Source organism: Rahnella sp. RFA10(1/100), from assembly GCF_004195115.1.
Lineage (GTDB): Bacteria > Pseudomonadota > Gammaproteobacteria > Enterobacterales > Enterobacteriaceae > Rahnella > Rahnella perminowiae.
Genome location: NZ_SEWR01000005.1, coordinates 160,934 through 177,999 on the forward strand (window position 1 = coordinate 160,934; position 17,066 = coordinate 177,999).

13 protein-coding genes are annotated in these 17,066 nt (G+C 53.0%); 6 read left to right on the plus strand and 7 right to left on the minus strand.

The features are described from left to right. Positions 1–57 precede the first annotated feature (57 nt). A complete protein-coding gene (locus tag ETV65_RS16385; protein WP_129953883.1) occupies positions 58–693 on the plus strand; it encodes a carbonic anhydrase in 636 nt (211 codons plus the stop codon). A 152-nt stretch (positions 694–845) separates the two neighbouring features. Further along, positions 846–1,973, plus strand: coding sequence for a GNAT family N-acetyltransferase (locus tag ETV65_RS16390; RefSeq protein ID WP_129953884.1), 1,128 nt, complete (start codon positions 846–848; stop codon positions 1,971–1,973). Between the two features lie 8 nt (positions 1,974–1,981). Here the strand turns inward: ETV65_RS16390 and ETV65_RS16395 are convergent, their stop codons facing one another. Together ETV65_RS16395 and ETV65_RS16400 are read right to left on the minus strand one after the other, a co-directional pair. Then, entirely contained in the window at positions 1,982–3,829 is a 1,848-nt protein-coding gene (locus tag ETV65_RS16395; RefSeq protein WP_129953885.1) for an ABC transporter ATP-binding protein, read from the minus strand. Positions 3,830–3,932: 103 nt separating this feature from the next. Further along, entirely contained in the window at positions 3,933–5,432 is a 1,500-nt protein-coding gene (locus ETV65_RS16400) for an MDR family MFS transporter (protein WP_129953886.1), read from the minus strand. Positions 5,433–5,516: 84 nt separating this feature from the next. Here ETV65_RS16400 and ETV65_RS16405 point away from each other — a divergent pair, with 84 nt between their 5' ends. Together ETV65_RS16405 and ETV65_RS16410 are read left to right on the plus strand one after the other, a co-directional pair. Next, positions 5,517–6,209: a TetR/AcrR family transcriptional regulator gene (locus tag ETV65_RS16405; protein WP_129953888.1), complete on the plus strand. Its 693-nt coding sequence runs from the start codon at positions 5,517–5,519 to the stop codon at positions 6,207–6,209. A gap of 132 nt (positions 6,210–6,341) precedes the next feature. Beyond that, positions 6,342–7,556 (plus strand): MFS transporter, encoded by a 1,215-nt coding sequence (locus ETV65_RS16410; protein ID WP_129953890.1) that lies wholly within the window; start codon positions 6,342–6,344, stop codon positions 7,554–7,556. On the opposite strand, the gene ETV65_RS16415 is transcribed toward ETV65_RS16410, so the two are convergent. The 4 genes from ETV65_RS16415 to ETV65_RS16430 form a co-directional block, all read right to left on the minus strand. Beyond that, positions 7,528–8,280 (minus strand): isocitrate lyase/phosphoenolpyruvate mutase family protein, encoded by a 753-nt coding sequence (locus tag ETV65_RS16415; protein ID WP_129953892.1) that lies wholly within the window; start codon positions 8,278–8,280, stop codon positions 7,528–7,530. The genes ETV65_RS16410 and ETV65_RS16415 overlap by 29 nt on opposite strands. Positions 8,281–8,294: 14 nt before the next feature. Further along, positions 8,295–9,353: a trifunctional transcriptional activator/DNA repair protein Ada/methylated-DNA--[protein]-cysteine S-methyltransferase gene (locus tag ETV65_RS16420; RefSeq protein ID WP_129954176.1), complete on the minus strand. Its 1,059-nt coding sequence runs from the start codon at positions 9,351–9,353 to the stop codon at positions 8,295–8,297. A gap of 136 nt (positions 9,354–9,489) precedes the next feature. Next, positions 9,490–11,649 (minus strand): peptidyl-dipeptidase Dcp, encoded by a 2,160-nt coding sequence (gene dcp / locus ETV65_RS16425; protein ID WP_129953894.1) that lies wholly within the window; start codon positions 11,647–11,649, stop codon positions 9,490–9,492. A gap of 153 nt (positions 11,650–11,802) precedes the next feature. Then, positions 11,803–12,735, minus strand: a complete 933-nt coding sequence (locus tag ETV65_RS16430) for a hypothetical protein (protein WP_129953896.1) — start codon at positions 12,733–12,735, stop codon at positions 11,803–11,805. A gap of 193 nt (positions 12,736–12,928) precedes the next feature. Between ETV65_RS16430 and ETV65_RS16435 the strand changes: the two genes are divergently transcribed. Both ETV65_RS16435 and cytX read left to right on the plus strand, forming a co-directional pair. Continuing rightward, positions 12,929–13,585, plus strand: a complete 657-nt coding sequence (locus ETV65_RS16435; RefSeq protein ID WP_129953898.1) for a Qnr family pentapeptide repeat protein — start codon at positions 12,929–12,931, stop codon at positions 13,583–13,585. A gap of 213 nt (positions 13,586–13,798) precedes the next feature. Beyond that, the gene (gene cytX, locus ETV65_RS16440) at positions 13,799–15,052 is read left to right on the plus strand and encodes a putative hydroxymethylpyrimidine transporter CytX (protein WP_129953900.1); all 1,254 of its coding nucleotides are present in this window, start codon (positions 13,799–13,801) and stop codon (positions 15,050–15,052) included. A gap of 71 nt (positions 15,053–15,123) precedes the next feature. Here the strand turns inward: cytX and mqo are convergent, their stop codons facing one another. Next, complete coding sequence (gene mqo, locus ETV65_RS16445; RefSeq protein WP_129953901.1) at positions 15,124–16,776, minus strand: malate dehydrogenase (quinone); 1,653 nt, start codon at positions 16,774–16,776, stop codon at positions 15,124–15,126. Between the last annotated feature and the right edge of the window lie 290 nt (positions 16,777–17,066).

Here is a 17,066-nt window from a genome sequence, read left to right on the forward strand (position 1 = left end):
GATCTGGCTTTTTTTTCGTGGCAGACTCACTGGCATTGAAATACATGGAATTCCCCTATGAAAGACGTCATTGAAGGTTTCCTCAGATTCCAGAAAGAAGCGTTTCCGCAACGCTCTAACTTATTCAAAAAACTCGCGTTAAACCAAAATCCTAAAACCTTGTTTATCTCCTGTTCTGACAGCCGGCTAGTGCCGGAATTGGTCACGCAGCGTGAACCGGGCGAACTGTTTGTTATCCGTAATGCCGGTAATATTGTGCCGCCATTCGGGCCGGAACCGGGCGGCGTTTCCGCCACGGTAGAATATGCCGTCATGGCGCTGGGCGTGAAAGATATCGTGATCTGCGGGCACTCCAACTGCGGCGCAATGAGCGCCATTGCGAACTGCACCTGTCTGGATCACATGCCGGCAGTCGCCCACTGGCTGCGTTATTCCGATGCCGCGAAAGCCATCAATGAATCCGTCGAACACGAAAACCCTGAGGCCCGCGTCAACGGTATGGTGCACCAGAACGTCGTTGCCCAGCTCAGTAACCTGCGCACACACCCTTGCGTTGCCGTCGCGCTGGCGAAAGGGGAAATTACCCTGCACGGCTGGGTTTATGATATTGAATCGGGTTCTATCGAAGCTTTCGATGCGAAAAGCGGCGCTTTTATTTCGCTGTCTGATAACCCTGAAGTCAGAGCCAGTTAATTAAAACATCCGGAACATTTGTAAATAATGTTCCGGATGATAAATCATCGACTTAAGTCTTATTATAGTGTTGTCTTCACCTCTGCCGTAATATCCCCCTGCCTGAACGACAGTTAACCGATTTCTCTTTTACGCCACAGCGAGAATAATTGATGTCTGTTATTACGTTAAACCGTCTGGCCAATTGTCCTGCCGCACAGTGGGATGCGCTGGTGCCTGCGCAGCAGCCTTTCCTGAGTCATGCATTTTTATCCGCGCTGGAAGACAGCGGCAGCCTGGGGCCACATTCCGGCTGGCGTCCGCAGCACCTTCTCTGGCAGGAAAACGGCGAAATCTGCGCCGCCATTCCCGGCTACCGCAAGCACCATTCTTATGGCGAATATGTGTTTGATCAGGGCTGGGCAGATGCCTGCCAGCGTTCAGGCATTGCTTATTACCCGAAATGGCTGGGCGCCGTACCCTTCAGCCCGGTGACCGGCGCAAGGTTGCTGGGTGAGGAATCGGCGGTGATCAATCTGTTACAGACATTGCCTGATTATCTGGAAGAGAATGGACTGACCGGTGCGCATATTAATTTTACTGACGAACGCGCCAACCGGCTGATGGGCGATCAGGCGGTCTGGCAGCACCGTCAGGGCCTGCAGTATCACTGGCAAAACCGTGGCTACCGGGATTTTCAGGATTACCTCGACGCGCTGACGTCGCGTAAGCGCAAACAGTTTCGCAAAGAGCGGGAACAGGTGGCGTCACAAGGAATCAATTTTGTCTGGCGGGAAGGTGCGCAGGTCACAGAAGCGCAATGGGATTTCGTCTATGCCTGTTACAGCAATACCTATGCAGTTCGCGGCCAGTCGCCGTATCTGACCCGCACTTTTTTCAGCCTGCTGGCGGAAAGAATGCCGCAGGCTATCCGCGTGGTGTTTGCTCAGCAAAACGGCCGCGACGTGGCGATGGCCTTCAGCTTAATCAGCGGCGATACGTTTTATGGCCGCTACTGGGGATGTGTAGCGGAATTTGACCGGCTCCATTTCGAGACCTGTTTTTATCAGGGAATGGAATATGCGATTGCCAGCGGACTGGCGCGTTTCGACGCGGGGGCACAAGGGGAACACAAGCTGCTGCGCGGTTTTGAACCGGTGATCACCGACTCCTGGCACTATTTACGGCATCCGGGTTTGCGCGATGCCGTGGAGGATTTTCTGGTGGAAGAACGTGCCGCCGTGCAGCGCTGGGCCGATGAAGCCCGTGAAGTGCTGCCCTACCGGCACGACGTCTGTTAAGTGCGGCCTTAATCCATACCGACAAAACCGCCGGTCTGGTGTTGCCATAAGCGCGCATAAAGACCACCGTGCGCCAGCAGCTCGGCGTGATTGCCCGTCTCGACAATCTGTCCTTTTTCCAGCACCACCAGGCGATCCATTTTGGCGATGGTCGATAAGCGGTGTGCAATCGCAATCACCGTTTTGCCGCCCATCAGCGTCTCCAGACTTTCCTGGATTGCCGCTTCCACTTCGGAATCCAGCGCCGACGTGGCTTCATCCATGATCAGGATCGGGGCGTTTTTCAGTAATACACGGGCAATCGCAATACGCTGACGCTGCCCGCCGGAAAGTTTAACGCCGCGTTCGCCGACATGCGCATCCAGCCCGGTTCTGCCCAGTGAATCATAAAGCTGCGGGATAAATTCATCGGCACGCGCCTGACGGATTGCCCGCTGCAACTCTTCTTCCGTCGCGCCCGGCCTGCCATAAAGCAGATTATCGCGGATTGAACGGTGCAACAGTGAGGTGTCCTGCGTGATCATACCGATTTGGGCGCGCAGGCTTTCCTGAGTGACCTCCGCAATATTCTGCTGATCAATCAAAATACGGCCACCGTCGATGTCATAAAGACGCAACAGCAGATTGACCAGTGTGGATTTCCCCGCGCCGGACGGTCCGATCAGACCGATCTTCTCGCCGGGGCGAATCGCCAGATCCAGATTCGGGATCACCCGGCCACCTTTGCCGTCATTCTCTTTTCCATAGTTAAATTCAATATGATCGAAATGGATCGCACCCTGATCCACTTTCAGCGCTTTCGCCTGCGGAATATCCGTTACCGTCAGCGGCCGCGCAATGGTGTGCAGGCCATCCTGTACCATGCCGATATTTTCAAAAATACCGTTCACCACCCACATGATCCAACCGGACATATTCACGATACGAATAACCAGACCCGTCGCCAGCGCGATAGCCCCGACGCTTATCAGCGACTGCGTCCACAACCACAGAGCCAGACCGGTGGTGCTGACAATCAGCAACCCGTTCAGCGTGGTGATCGACACATCCATCCCCGTGACCAGGCGCCCTGCCAGCTGGGTTTTCTCGGTCTGTTCAGTGATCGCTTCGCGCGCGTATTTCTGTTCAAGATCCGTATGGGCGAACAGTTTAAGCGTTGTGATATTGGTGTAACCGTCAACGATACAACCCATCAGCTTTGAACGCGCTTCCGATGATTGCACCGAGCGTTGTTTCACGCGCGGCACGAAATAACGCAGACAGATACCGTAGCCAAAAATCCAGATAATCAGCGGGATCATCAGCCGCCAGTCCGCCTCGGCAAACAGGAATAACGCACTGGCGGCATAAATGACCACATGCCAGATGGCGTCCACCGCCTGCACCGCCGAATCGCGCAGCGAGTTACCGGTCTGCATAATGCGCTGGGCAATGCGTCCGGCGAAATCGCTCTGGAAAAAGTTCAGGCTCTGTTTGAGGACATACTTGTGGTTCTGCCAGCGGATCATGCTGGTCATGCCCGGACTGATGGTCTGGTGAACCAGCAAATCATGCAGCCCGATAAATACCGGCCGCAGGATCATCGCGACCGCCGCCATCCAGAGAAGCTCGCCCCTATGGTCGGTGAAAAAACTGCCCGGCGGGGTGTCCTTGGTCAGGTCGATAATCTGGCTGAGATAGCTGAACAGCGAGACTTCGATCAGCGCACCGATCAGCCCCACCACCAGTAAAATAGCGAAACTCGGCCAGACCTGGCGCAGATAATAAACATAGAAAGGCAGTACCTGATCCGGCGGCTCAACGGCCGGTGCCTCACGGAAGATGTCGATCATTCGCTCGAAACGGCGAAACAGCATAGCGGATCCCCTTTATGATATCCCTGTCGGCGTTGCTGGTTTCCATGCCATTTCAACGCCGTAAAGGGCAAAGCTTAGTGCAAATCACGGGGAGTATGGCCGGTTATTTCTTCAGCACAGCATCTTTTTGTAACAGCGACAGGACAAACGCCAGCACCATCACGCACGCGGCTATCAGATACACCGAGTGCAGCGCCGAGCCAAAGGCCTGCAAATAATCAGCACGGATGGCGGCCGGTAATTCCTGCACCGCCTGCGCACCCAGCGAGCGCGGAAGCACCGTGCCTTCGGGGATCAATGCCCCCAGCTGATCACGCAGCACATGGGTAAAAATCGCACCAAACATTGCCACGCCGATGGAACCACCGATAGAACGGAACAGCGTCACCCCGGATGTTGCCACCCCCATCTGCTTCATCGACACCGCATTTTGCACCGCCAGCACCAGCACCTGCATCACCATGCCCAGCCCGAGACCGAGCACACCGATATAGAGATACAACATATGCACCGGTGTGCTGACTTTCAGAAAGCCCAGCAACACCATGCCGGCAAAACTCAGCAACGTCCCGATAATCGGGAAGATGCGGTAGCGCCCGATGCGGCTAATCAGACGTCCGCTGATAACCGAGCTGACCAGCAGCGCGGCCATCAGCGGCAACAGTTGCATCCCGGCTTGTGACGGCGACGAGCCTTTCACCACCTGCAAATACAGCGGCAGAAAGGTCATCGACCCCATCAGAGACATACCGATAATAAAGCTTATTGCACAACTCAGCAGGAACGTACGGTCACGGAACAGGCCCAGCGGAATAATCGGCTCTGCCGCCAGCGTCTCTTCATAAATGAAGCCACCGAGGGTCACAATACCGAACGCCAGAATGCACCACAGCTGCGGATCTGACCACTGATACACCGTGCCCCCTTCGCTGGTGAACAAAATAATGCAGGTCAGCGCCGCCGCGAGATAACCCGCACCGAGAAAATCAATTTCATGGCGGATACGCGCGGTCTGCGATTTCAGGGCCACACCAATCACCAGCAGGGCGAAGATCCCCAGCGGCAGATTGATATAGAAAATCCAGCGCCATGAAATATGCTCAACCAGAAAACCGCCAATCAGCGGCCCGATAACTGTCGCAAGGCCAAATACGCCGCCGAATAACCCCTGATATTTACCGCGCTCTGCAGGCGGAATCACATCACCGACCGCAGCCATACTGACCACCATCAGCCCGCCGCCGCCCAGCCCCTGTAAAGCACGCATCAGGATCAGCTGAGTCATGTTCTGCGCCAGTCCGCACAATACGGAACCGAGCAAAAACACGATAATCGCCGTTTGCAGCACAACTTTGCGGCCGAGCAGATCACCAAACTTACCGTACAGCGGCACCACAATCGTGGAGGCCAGCAGATATGAGGTCACCACCCACGAGAGCTGTTCCATCCCGCCGAGTTCACTGACGATGGTCGGCAGCGCAGTGGAGACTATGGTCTGGTCAAGTGCGGCCAGCAACATCACCAGCATCAGCGCAGAGAACAGCAGCTTTATCGAAGGCTTCTGTTGCACTACCTCGCCTGGTGCCGAATTTATTGTCGTCATGAATGAGATCCTGACTTGTAATTAATTAACGATATAATTAATATTGAAGCATCAAACTCATCTGGTCAATGGATCATCTTTCTTATGGCAGACAGAAAAATCTCAGAAACGCCAGGATCTGCAAAAAAAGATCCCACGGCAGCCGCGCGTCGTCCGGGTCGTCCCCGCAGTGGCAAAAAAGGCGCAGACAAGCGTGAACTGCTGCTGGACGCCGCCCTGAAACTGTTTGCCCAATACGGCATCGCCGAAACACCGCTGAGCATGATCGCCAAAGAAGCTGGCGTCACTACCGCCATGCTGCATTATTATTTCAAGACCCGTGAACAGTTGCTGGACGTGATGATCGACGAACGTTTTCAGCCGGTGCGTGCCGGATTTACGGACATTTTCGAAACGCATGCCGATGACCCGCTGATGGCGATCACCAACATGGCGCAATGCATGATTGATGCGGCAGAAAAATACCCGTGGGTAGCACCGCTGTGGGTACGCGAAGTCATCAGCGAAAGCGGTATGCTGAAAAAACGCATGGAAGAACGTAACGGCGATAAAAACCGGAAAATCGTACAGGAGTGCATTATCCGCTGGCAGGCAGAAGGACGGCTAAACCCGGATCTTAATCCGGCATTGTTGTTCATTTCCCTGTTCGGCCTGACGCTGTTCCCGATGGCTTCAATGAAAATGAGACAGGGAGGCGTATCGCCCATTTCCCCCGACATGTTGCGTAAACACGTCACCCTTTTGCTGTTCCACGGCGTTGCACCGCAGAAGCCGTAAGCCGGATCACGATAAGCGCGGGTCAAGCCGCGCAACTCTCTTAATTCCCTCTTTTTTGTAATGAAAAAAACTGTGCAGACTGTTTTATGATGTAAATAAAATGTTGCTGTTAATCAGGGAATACCGTTCAACATGAAGGGAATGCCACCGTTAATTCTTGCTTTGCTCGCCAGTTCGTTAGTACTCACTATCGGGCGTGGTGTCACGCTGCCGTTTATTACTATTTATCTGACCGAGCACTATCATCTGCTGCCCAAAAGCGTCGGAATTATTCTCGGTGCCAGTCTGGCGATAGGTATTCTCAGCAGTCTTTACGGTGGCTATCTGGTGGATAAGTTCAATCACCGGACGCTGATTACCGCCTCAGTCAGCCTGTTCGGGCTGAGTTTTTTGCTGTTGCCGTTTCTGCCGGATGTGACCGGCGTACTGCTGGTTCTGGCATTGCTGAATGCCTCTTACGCCCTGCTCAGCATTACGCTCAAAGCCTGTATCGCCAGCTGGTTACCGGTGGAAAAGCGGGTGAAGGCCTTCTCAATGAACTATACGCTGGTGAACGTCGGCTGGGCTGTGGGCTCATCGCTGGGTGTCTGGCTGGCGGGTTTCAGCCCGATGCTGCCGTTTGTGATTTCCGGCATGCTGGCACTGGGTACTGTGTTGTCCCTGACGTGGGGGCTACGTAATATTCCCCATAAATCGCCACAAGCAGAACAGGAACAGCAACCCCTGCCGAAACCCAACCTTCGCCAGACACTGAGCATTCTGGCTCATGACCGTCGCCTGATTTACTTCACACTGGGCAGCACACTGGGTTCGGTGGTGTTCGGGCAATTCGCCGGTTACCTCTCGCAGTATCTGATTCTGGTGACCAGTGCGGCCTTCGCCTATAAAATTATCGGCGCGGTGATGATCACCAACGCCGTGATTGTTATCGTCTTCCAGTACGCATTAAGCAGCAGGATGAAACAAAACAGTCTGCTGAAATGGCTGCTTCTCGGTACTCTGTTCTTCATCATCGGTCTGACCGGCTTTATGACTGCCGGACAATCGGTGTTGTTCTGGGTGGTCGCAATGGCGATTTTCAGTTTTGGCGAACTGATTGTTATCCCGGTGGAATACATGTTTATCGACTTTATCGCGCCGGAAAACATGAAAGGCAGCTATTACGGCATGCAGAACCTGAGCAATCTGGGTGGCGCGATAAATCCGGTCATGTGCGGTTTGCTGCTCAGTTACGCCGCCCCGCCGGTGATGTTTATCGCGCTGATCGCCGCCTCCGCTGGCGGGCTGATATTCTTCTGGATGGGGCACAGGCTGGCGGCTAATACAACGCGCGCGCCTGCTGTTTGAGGTTCTCCATCAGCCCGATATAAGGGTGCGGGCCATAGCTTATCCGGCTGACACCCGCCGCCGTGAGATCAGCCAGCGGCGGGGTCAGGTTGCTGGTCATAATATTCACCGGCAGCGCTGATACCTCACAGAGTTCGGCAATCAGTGTCAGGTCGCTCAAACCGGGAGCAAAAAAACCGCTGGCACCCGCATCCTGATAAGCGCTCAGCCGCTTTTTGGCTTCGGCCATCAGTGCAGGATGCCGTGACTGATCACTTTCCTGTAAAAAAATATCGGTTCGTGCGTTGATAAACAAAGCAATTCCCTGAGTTTCCGCCACCTGACGCAGTGAGCTCAGCATCCCGCATTGTTCACGGATGCCGTTCAGTGCGGATAATCCCATTCGCTGATCTTCAACATTAATGCCCACCACACCGGCCTGTAAAAGTGCGCTCAGATTATCGCGACGGTCAGCACCATAACCCGTCTCGAAATCCACCGTGAGCGGCAGACTGACAACACAGGCAATACGTTGCACCGTCTGCAACAAACGGGCGAAAGGCATGGCTTCGCCATCCTGATAGCCCTGCGCTGCCGCACACGACCAACTGCCGGTCGCGATGGCTTTTGCCCCCGCCTGTTCCACAGCCAGCGCACTTCCCGCATCCCAGATATTGTATAAAATGACCGGATTGTTTTTGCGGTGAAGCTGTGAAAATGCCAATGCCTGACGTTGCTGACTCATACTCTGCTCCTCATTTAGCGCCTCAGCGCCATTCTTCTTTCGTGTTCAATCAGCCACCGCTTTCGCCATAATCCGCCGCCATAACCGGTCAGCGAACCGTCGGCACCCATCACGCGATGACAAGGGATCAGAATTGAAATTTGGTTAGCGCCGTTAGCCCGGGCGACTGCGCGGCAAGCCGTTGACTGCCCGATATCGGCAGCCAGCGCGGAATAACTGCGTAACTCACCTGCCGGAATAGCTTTGAGCGCATCCCAGACTTTGCGGGTAAACAACGAGCCGAACTCCGCCAGCGGCGTGACGAATGTGTATTTTTCGCCTGCGAAATACGCCTTCAGTTCGTCTTCAACCTGATCAATTAGCGGATTACGGCCAAAAATGATTTCAGATGACGTCAGCTGTTTCAGCCGCTCGATTTCATTGGGCAATGCCGGACGATCAATAAACTCCAGCAGATACAGCGCATCCCCGCTGGCAATCGCCAGCATGGAACCGATCGGCGTATCCAGCCAGTCAGCTTTCAGAAACTGATGCTTTCTGGCCTGGCTGGGATTCAGCCCGATTTGCCGGCTTATCGCCGCACGGAATCCGCTCCCGGATTCAAAACTGGCATCCAGCTGGGCGTCAATGACCGGCTCACCGCCGGCCAGCGCATCGACACCTTTGCCGATCCTGCGCAAGCGCGCCATTTCCAGAAAAGTGATGCCAAACTGTCGTTTAAAGGCCCGGCGGACAGTGGAAGGATCAACGTTCATTGCCTGAACATCCCCTTCACTCCACTTTCTTTCCGGTTCTTTCTCGAGTGCAGCAAGCAATTTCAGCACCAGCGGGTCTTTTTCTCCGCCCTGCATCAGCGGCCTGCAGCGTTTACAGGGACGAAATCCTGCTTCCATCGCGCTGACCATCGACGGGTAAAATACCGAGTTCTCACGTTTAGGCTTTCGTGCCGGACAAGTCAGACGGCAGAAAATACCGGTGCTTTTAACGCCGACAAAAGCAAAGCCGTCATAGGCCGGATCACGGGCAATCAGCGCAGCATAAAGCACATTATCGTCAGGCAAATCGAAAAGCATGATTTCACTCACAGGCGGGATACGTGAGGAAAAGCATAGGGGAATTTCAGCAGAGGAAGCGACGTTTTTCGGGCGTTGATTTAAATATTTATGACAAGATAAACCATGCCCGGCCTGATACCGGGCATGGCCATGTTTACTCCTCCAGCCCGCGATTTTTCAGCATCGGTTCAATCGACGGCGCTTTGCCACGCCAGGTTTCGTAGAGTTTTTCCAGGTCTTCGCTGTTGCCGCGTGAGAGGATCTGATCACGGAATTTCTGACCATTCTCCCGCGTCAGTCCCCCCTGTTCGGTGATACCCGCAAAGGCATCATCGGCCAGCATTTCGGTCCACAGATAGGCGTAATATCCCGCCGCATAACCGTTACCCCAGATATGCTGGAAATAGCTGGAACGGTAGCGCGGTGGCACATACGCCAGATTCACCTTGTCTTTCGCCAGCGAATCCGCTTCAAACTTATCAACATCCTGCTGCGGTGCGTCCGCGCTCAGGCTGTGCCAGTGCATATCCAGCAGCGCGGCCGCCAGAAGCTCGGTCATGTCATAACCTTTGTTGAACTTACTGGCTTTCTCGATTTTGTCCTGCAAGGCCTGCGGCATCACCTGACCGGTCTGATAATGTTTGGCGAAGTGAGTAAATACTTTCGGATCACTCGCCCAGTGCTCGTTAAACTGCGACGGGAATTCGACAAAATCACGCGGCGTCGCCGTGCCGGAAAGGCCCGGATATTCCTGATCGGCAAACAGGCCATGCAGCGTGTGGCCAAACTCGTGGAACATCGTAATCACGTCATCCCATGACAGCAATGCCGGTTGTCCCGCAGCCGGTTTCTGGAAATTCGCCACGTTATATATCACGGGCTTGTTACCCAGCAGTTTCGACTGATCGACGTAATTACTCATCCACGCGCCGCCACCTTTATTATCGCGCTGATAGTAATCGGCGTAGAACAACGCCATCGATTTGCCATCCTTATCGAATACCTCAAAAACCCGCACGTCAGGGTTATATACCGGCAGGTCTTTGCGTTCTTTAAAGCTAATGCCATACAGCAGGTTAGCGGCATAAAACACACCGTTTTCCAGTACATTATTCAGCTCGAAATACGGTTTGATCTGCGCGTCGTCCAGATCGTATTTTTCCTTACGAACCTGCTGTGCGTAATGCTGCCAGTCCCAGGCAGCCATTTTGAAGCCGCCGTTCTGTTTATCGATTTCCGCCTGGATATCAGCGGCCTCACGCTGCGCACGGGCGGTCGCTGCCGGCACAATCTTATGCATAAAATCCAGTGCAGCCTGAGGCGTTTTCGCCATCTGGTCTTCCAGCTTCCATGCCGCATAGCTCGGGAAGCCCAGCACCCGGGCCTGCTCCGCACGCACTTTTGCCAGCTTCGCAATCAGTTCACGGGTGTCATTCGCATCGCCTTTTTCAGCACGATTGACGGAGGCTTCATACAACGCTTTACGCGTTTCACGATTATCCAGCGACTGCAATAACGGCTGCTGGGTGGTATTTTGCAGCACCAGAAGCCAGGCGTTATCCAGCTTGCGGTCTTTGGCGGCCTGCGCGGCAGCCGATAATTCGGCATCGCTCAGCCCGGCCAGCTGCGCTTTGTCTCTCACCGTCAGCCCGCCTGCTTTGGTCGCGGCCAGCAATTTGTTGGTGAACTGCGTGCTGAGTGTCGCGGCCTGCTGGTTCAGCGCCTTAAGTTTATCTTTATCCGCATCAGAAAGATTAGCGCCTGCCAGTTCGAAATCCTTAAAGGTCACCTCAATCAGGCGCTGTGATTCAGGAGAAATTTTCAGACTGCTGCGCTGATCATAGACAGCTTTCAATCGGGCAAAAAGCTTGCTGTTAAGATGGATGCTGTCATCCATTGCCGCCAGTTTTGGCGAAGTCTCTTCATCAATTTTTTGCAGCGTGTCGTTGGTGTTCGCACCGGTCATCGCACCAAAAACATTCAGCACGCGCCCGAGCATAACGCCGGATTTTTCCAGCGCTACGTAGGTATTTTCAAAGGTTGGTGGGGCAGTATCACTGGCGATTTTATCGACTTCAGCGAGTTTCTGCCGGATACCTTCGAGGATCGCCGGTTCGTAATCGCTGTCTTTATAGAGATTAAATTGTGGCGCCTGATATTCCAGCGGGCTGGGCTTCAGAAACGGATTATCGGCACTGATGGTGTTTTTCATGACGTGCTCCTGCGTTGATACCGGTGCAGATGGGGATTGTTCAGCGGACGCGTATTGGCCGTATGCCAGAGTAATAGCCAGAAAAAGAGGAGAAAGACGCATAGGGGATTTTCCTTTACCTGAGTTCCTTTAAGTCTTTGAGCATAGTAACAGGCAGGGGATTGGGCAAAATTAAGGGGGAGAAATTTACAGATAACCTTATGTTGCCCAATAAGAATGTACTTTATTCCCCCCGCCTCAGCCGGCAGCAGACGATCAGTCTTCAGCCCCTGAGTCGTCGGATCCGGAACTTAAATAATCGAGATCAGAGTCTTCATCAATCCCGCTTGAACTTAAGCTCCTGACTTGTGGCTTGTAATACTCATTGTTTATCGTGTATTGCTCAGATTGGATACCCACCATTTTCGGAACGCGAATTTCCGGCCGGTAAAAACTGTTAACGACGTTAGAAAGCTGGGCATCACTTCTGGCAGAAAGGATAATTTCCTGGTCAGTTGGCGGCAAAGTTCTGTTAGTGAGAATAATAGAATAAGCCAGCCCCAAAACAGAGAACATTTTCCCGTTAAAAATTATCGAAAGGCGGTTAAAGTCACGGGCTTCTAATAATCTGATCGCTTCCCTGCTCAGAGCCGGAATATGACACCTCGGCTTCACCAGAGCCACCTGGTCAGTTAAAACCAGCGACGAATTCCGAAAAACAGGATGAGAATAGGCTATTTTATAAAAAATACTGCCAAAGCGACTTGAAGATTTCAGTAAGGGTAATCCAACTTCTAAAGAAAAAAACACATAGCCATCATTTCCCAACATGGAAATATCGATAGGCTGAGTGTTGCGGGTATTAAACCTGATCCCCTTGCCCGTTAGTTCCTTCCTGGAATATAAAATCAGATCACCCGCCTTATTAACCACATCGGGGGAATTTGTACAGTGAACGGCATAGAAAGAGGACTGTGTAAGTACATTGAAAAAAATCTGCTCCTGAACGGTCAGTTTCCCCAGAGCAATACGTAATTCGTGGTAATTATGCAAGGAATAGCCATCGAGTGTTTTGTTACCTGACTTCCATAAAATGCCATTGCGCATCATGCTCTCACTCGTCTGAGAAGACCATCGGTTGCGTATATTATGTAAGAGCTTTTTGCCTGCGGCATTCTGAGTGAGAATTTTATTATCCGGCGTAAGCATATATTAACACTCCATGTTAAACAGAAAATAATAAACACTTTAAAATAAAAAAATATAATTAACCACTTACATAATCATTAACCACGCCGAAAATTCTATAGTAAACCTGAGCACAGCCGGAAAAATTATTATACGGAACTGAGTATTTCTGATAAATTATTCATAAACGAAATAAGAACTATAGGGATTGATAATGTTCACCAATCAACTATTTACTGACCAGCGTTTTAGCATGAAGCAATTTACCGGCGAAACGCTGGAGAACTGCCGTTTTTATCGCTGCCGTTTTGACAGCACCGATCTGTCGGAAACAGCGTTTGTCGATTGTCTGTTTTACGATGATGAAGAGCAAAAAGGCTGCTCTTTCCAGCATGCCAAATTGCAGGATGCCAGCTTCAAACGCTGTGATCTGACGATGGCTGATTTCAAAAACGTTCAGGCTTTAGGCTGTGAAATCCGCGAATGCAAAGCTACCGGCGCAGATTTCAGCGGCGCGAGTTTTATGAATATGATCACTTCACGTACCTGGTTTTGCAGCGCGTTCATGACCAAAAATAACTTCAGCTACGCCAACTTCAGCAAAGTCATCCTGGAGAAATGCGAACTGTGGGAAAACCGCTGGACGGGCGCAAATGTGCAGGGCGCAAACTTCAGTGGCTCCGACCTTTCCGGTGGCGAATTCACCGAATTCGACTGGAACAATGTCAACATCACCCATTGCGACCTGACGAACTCCGATCTGGGCGAGCTGAACATCCGTAAGGTCGATCTGGATGGCGTGAAAATCGATGACTGGCAGCAGAGTCATCTGCTGGAGAAATTGGGGATGATTGTGGTCTTTTCAAAGTGAGAGTATTCGAAATAAATATTGTTGACCGCGTTACGCCCGTTAATCTTTTTTCTTCTGTAAACGCTTTTCGAGTTGATCCGGTTGTTCCCGTTCAATCCGCTCGTTTTAAAATCGGCTGATCGTTGAAACTGATGCGCCTCTCCCCCGCCCTTCATCAGAATTTCACCGTAATATGCTATAACAGACATTCGCTTTAGCCACTAAATTAACCTCATGAAAAATAATGGCATTTATTCTCCTCAGGCGGCTGTCCCTGAGAAATCACGGGTGCTGGGCTGGCCTGATTTATTCTCACTGTGGTTCTCGCTCGGTATGGGTCTGATGGTGTTGCAGGCCGGTGCTATTCTGGCGCCGGGCCTCGGGCTGGCGGGCTCGCTGGCAGCTGTTGTGCTGGGGTCCGCCGTCGGCGTTGCCCTGCTGGCGCTGGCCGGGGTGATCGGCGGGCAGACAGGTATGTCATCAATGGCATCGCTGAAGCTGAGTCTGGGCAAGCGCGGTGTAGCGCTGCCGGTGCTGTTTAATCTGATCCAGCTGATCGGCTGGGGCGCATTCGAAATTGTGGTGATGCGCGATGCGGCCAGTCTGCTGGCGAAACGGGCATGGGGCGACGGCAGTTATTGGGCGAATCCGACGCTGTGGACGTTTATCTTCGGCGCCGTTGCCACGCTGCTGGCGGCCAGCGGGCCGCTGGCGTTTATCCGTCTGGTGCTGCGCCGCTGGGGGATCTGGCTGCTGTTGGCCAGTTGTGCGTGGCTGACCGGTTATCTGTTCCTGCATGCGGATTTATCGTCGCTATGGCATAAAGCCGGAGACGGTTCGATGCCCTTCGCGCTGGCCTGCGATATCGTGGTATCGATGGCGTTTTCGTGGCTGCCGCTGGTGTCGGATTACACCCGCTTCGGCAAATCTGCGCGGCAAAATTTCTGGGGGACTGCCTGCGGGTATTTCCTCGGCAGCGTGTGGATGATGGCTCTTGGCGTCGCGTATACGCTGGCGTTTGTCAGCACATCGGCAGATGCCAATGCGCTGCTGCTGGCACTCTCAGGCGTTGCGCTGGGTATTCCGCTGCTGCTGATTCTGGTGGATGAACACGAGAACGCCTTTGCGGATATTCACTCGGCAGCGGTTTCTGCCGGTACTTCAGTACCCGTCAGCGTCGGTAAACTGACGCTGGGTATCGGCCTGCTGTGTACGCTGATCGCCTGGTCGGTGCCGCTGACGCAATACGAGAATTTCCTGCTGCTGATTGGTTCGGTATTTGCGCCGCTGTTCGGCGTGGTGCTGACGCATCATTTTGTTCTGCGCAGGCAGAGCCACGAGAATCTGAATATCCGTTCTGTCGCGGCCTGGTTTACCGGCATTGCGGTTTATCATCTGATGGCAAACCTGCTGCCGGATATCGGCGCGACTATACCTTCACTGCTGGTGGCGGGGCTGGTGTGCTGGGGATTAGGGCGTAAAGCCTGAGTTAACACCAGAAAAAAACCGCTCACCTGAGCGGTTTGTATTTTCAGAAATCAGAACTTACAGCGCAGAACTTATAAAGCAATATTCGCAGGCTGTTTCGGCTCTTGTTTCGCGTGGGTATCGAGCGGACGCAACTGAACCACATCGGCCACCGGTGTCGTGTTCATCGACGGCGTTTCCAGTTGCAGAATACGGCTGGTTTCCAGCAGTTCTTTTTCGGTCGCTTCCACATTGCCGTTCAGTTTGGTGCCATAAGACGGGATAATTTCCCGGAATTTGGCCTGCCATTCTGCACTGGCTGCGCGCTCCTTAAAGACGGTTTCCAGCAATTTCATCATGATCGGTGCGGCGGTTGACGCGCCCGGTGATGCGCCCAGCAACGCGGCGATACTGCCATCTTTCGCGCTCACCACTTCGGTGCCCAGACGCAACACGCCGCCGTGCCTGCCATCTTTTTTGATGACCTGCACACGTTGTCCGGCGACCCAGCGTTTCCAGTCTTTCTGTTCGGCTTCGGGGAAAAATTCTTTCAGCGCGGCATGACGGTCTTCATCGCTGAGCATCACCTGCCCGACCAGATATTTCACCAGATCAAAGTTACCCATGCCGACATGCGTCATCGGTAACAGGTTCGAGCTGTTGACGCTGCCAAACAGGTCCCAAAGGGAACCATTTTTCAGGAATTTACTGGAAAAGGTAGCGAATGGCCCGAACAGCAGAACCTGTTTGCCATCGATAATACGGGTATCGAGATGCGGAACAGACATCGGCGGTGCGCCCACGGCCGCTTTGCCGTACACCTTCGCCAGATGACGTTTCACCACATCCTGATTCTCTGTCACCAGGAATTCCCCGCCGACCGGGAAGCCGCCGTATTCACGCGCTTCCGGAATACCGGATTTTTGCAGCAGCGTCAGAGACGCCCCGCCCGCGCCGATGAACACGAATTTCGCATTCACCACATGGTGTTTGTGGCTGTGTTTGAGATCGGTAATGGTGACGCGCCAGGTTTTGTCCGGATTGCGCTGGATATCACGCACTTCCTGACAGTTTGCCAGCGTGAAGTTGGATTGTTTCTGCAACGCCTCGACCAGCTGACGGGTCACCTCACCGAAGTTTACGTCGGTGCCTGCCGTGGTGCGGGTTGCTGCCACTTTTTGCGCCGGATCACGGCCTTCCATCACGGCCGGGATCCACTGTCTGATTTGTTCCGGGTCTTCTGAATATTCCATCCCGCGGAACAGCGTGCTTTCCTGCAGCGCAGCAAAACGTTTGCGCAGGAAATCGATGTTGTCATCGCCCCAGACAAAGCTCATATGCGGCACGCTGTTGATAAACGAGCGCGGATTATTCAGCACACCTTTCTTAACCTGATACGCCATAAACTGACGGGAAACCTGGAAGGCTTCGTTGATCGCCACGGCCTTGGTGATATCGACAGTACCGTCCGGCATCAGCGGGGTGTAGTTCATTTCTGCGAGCGCGGCGTGGCCGGTCCCCGCATTATTCCAGCCGTTGGAGCTTTCCTGCGCCACACTATCCATGCGTTCGATCATATGGACTGACCAGTCCGGCTCGAGTTCCTGGAGATAAGTCCCCAGGGTTGCACTCATAATTCCGCCGCCGACCAGCAATACATCAACGGATTTTTCGTCTTCTGCGGCCGCAGGCTCGCTGGCACCCAGTGAGTCACGGTTGAGAAGCATACCAAGTATCTTTCTCATGACGTCTGTTTCTCTAAATGTTCAGTTTTGTTATGAATCGTTGTTGTGACTATCGAACAAGAAATTAGCAAAAAAACACGCGGGATCGTTACTGAAACTTCATTTTTTCAAATCATGACTAAGAATATAACATTATCACTACAAAAATTAAAAAAGGATTTAACGTTTCAAAAAAACAGGCAAACGGGATGTCGGATAGCGCTTCAGGCCGCATCACAGCTGGATTTGAAGGGGATTGGCAAGGTCATTCCGGGGGCTTTCAGACGGTCAAAGAACGCGCTATTCGTGCT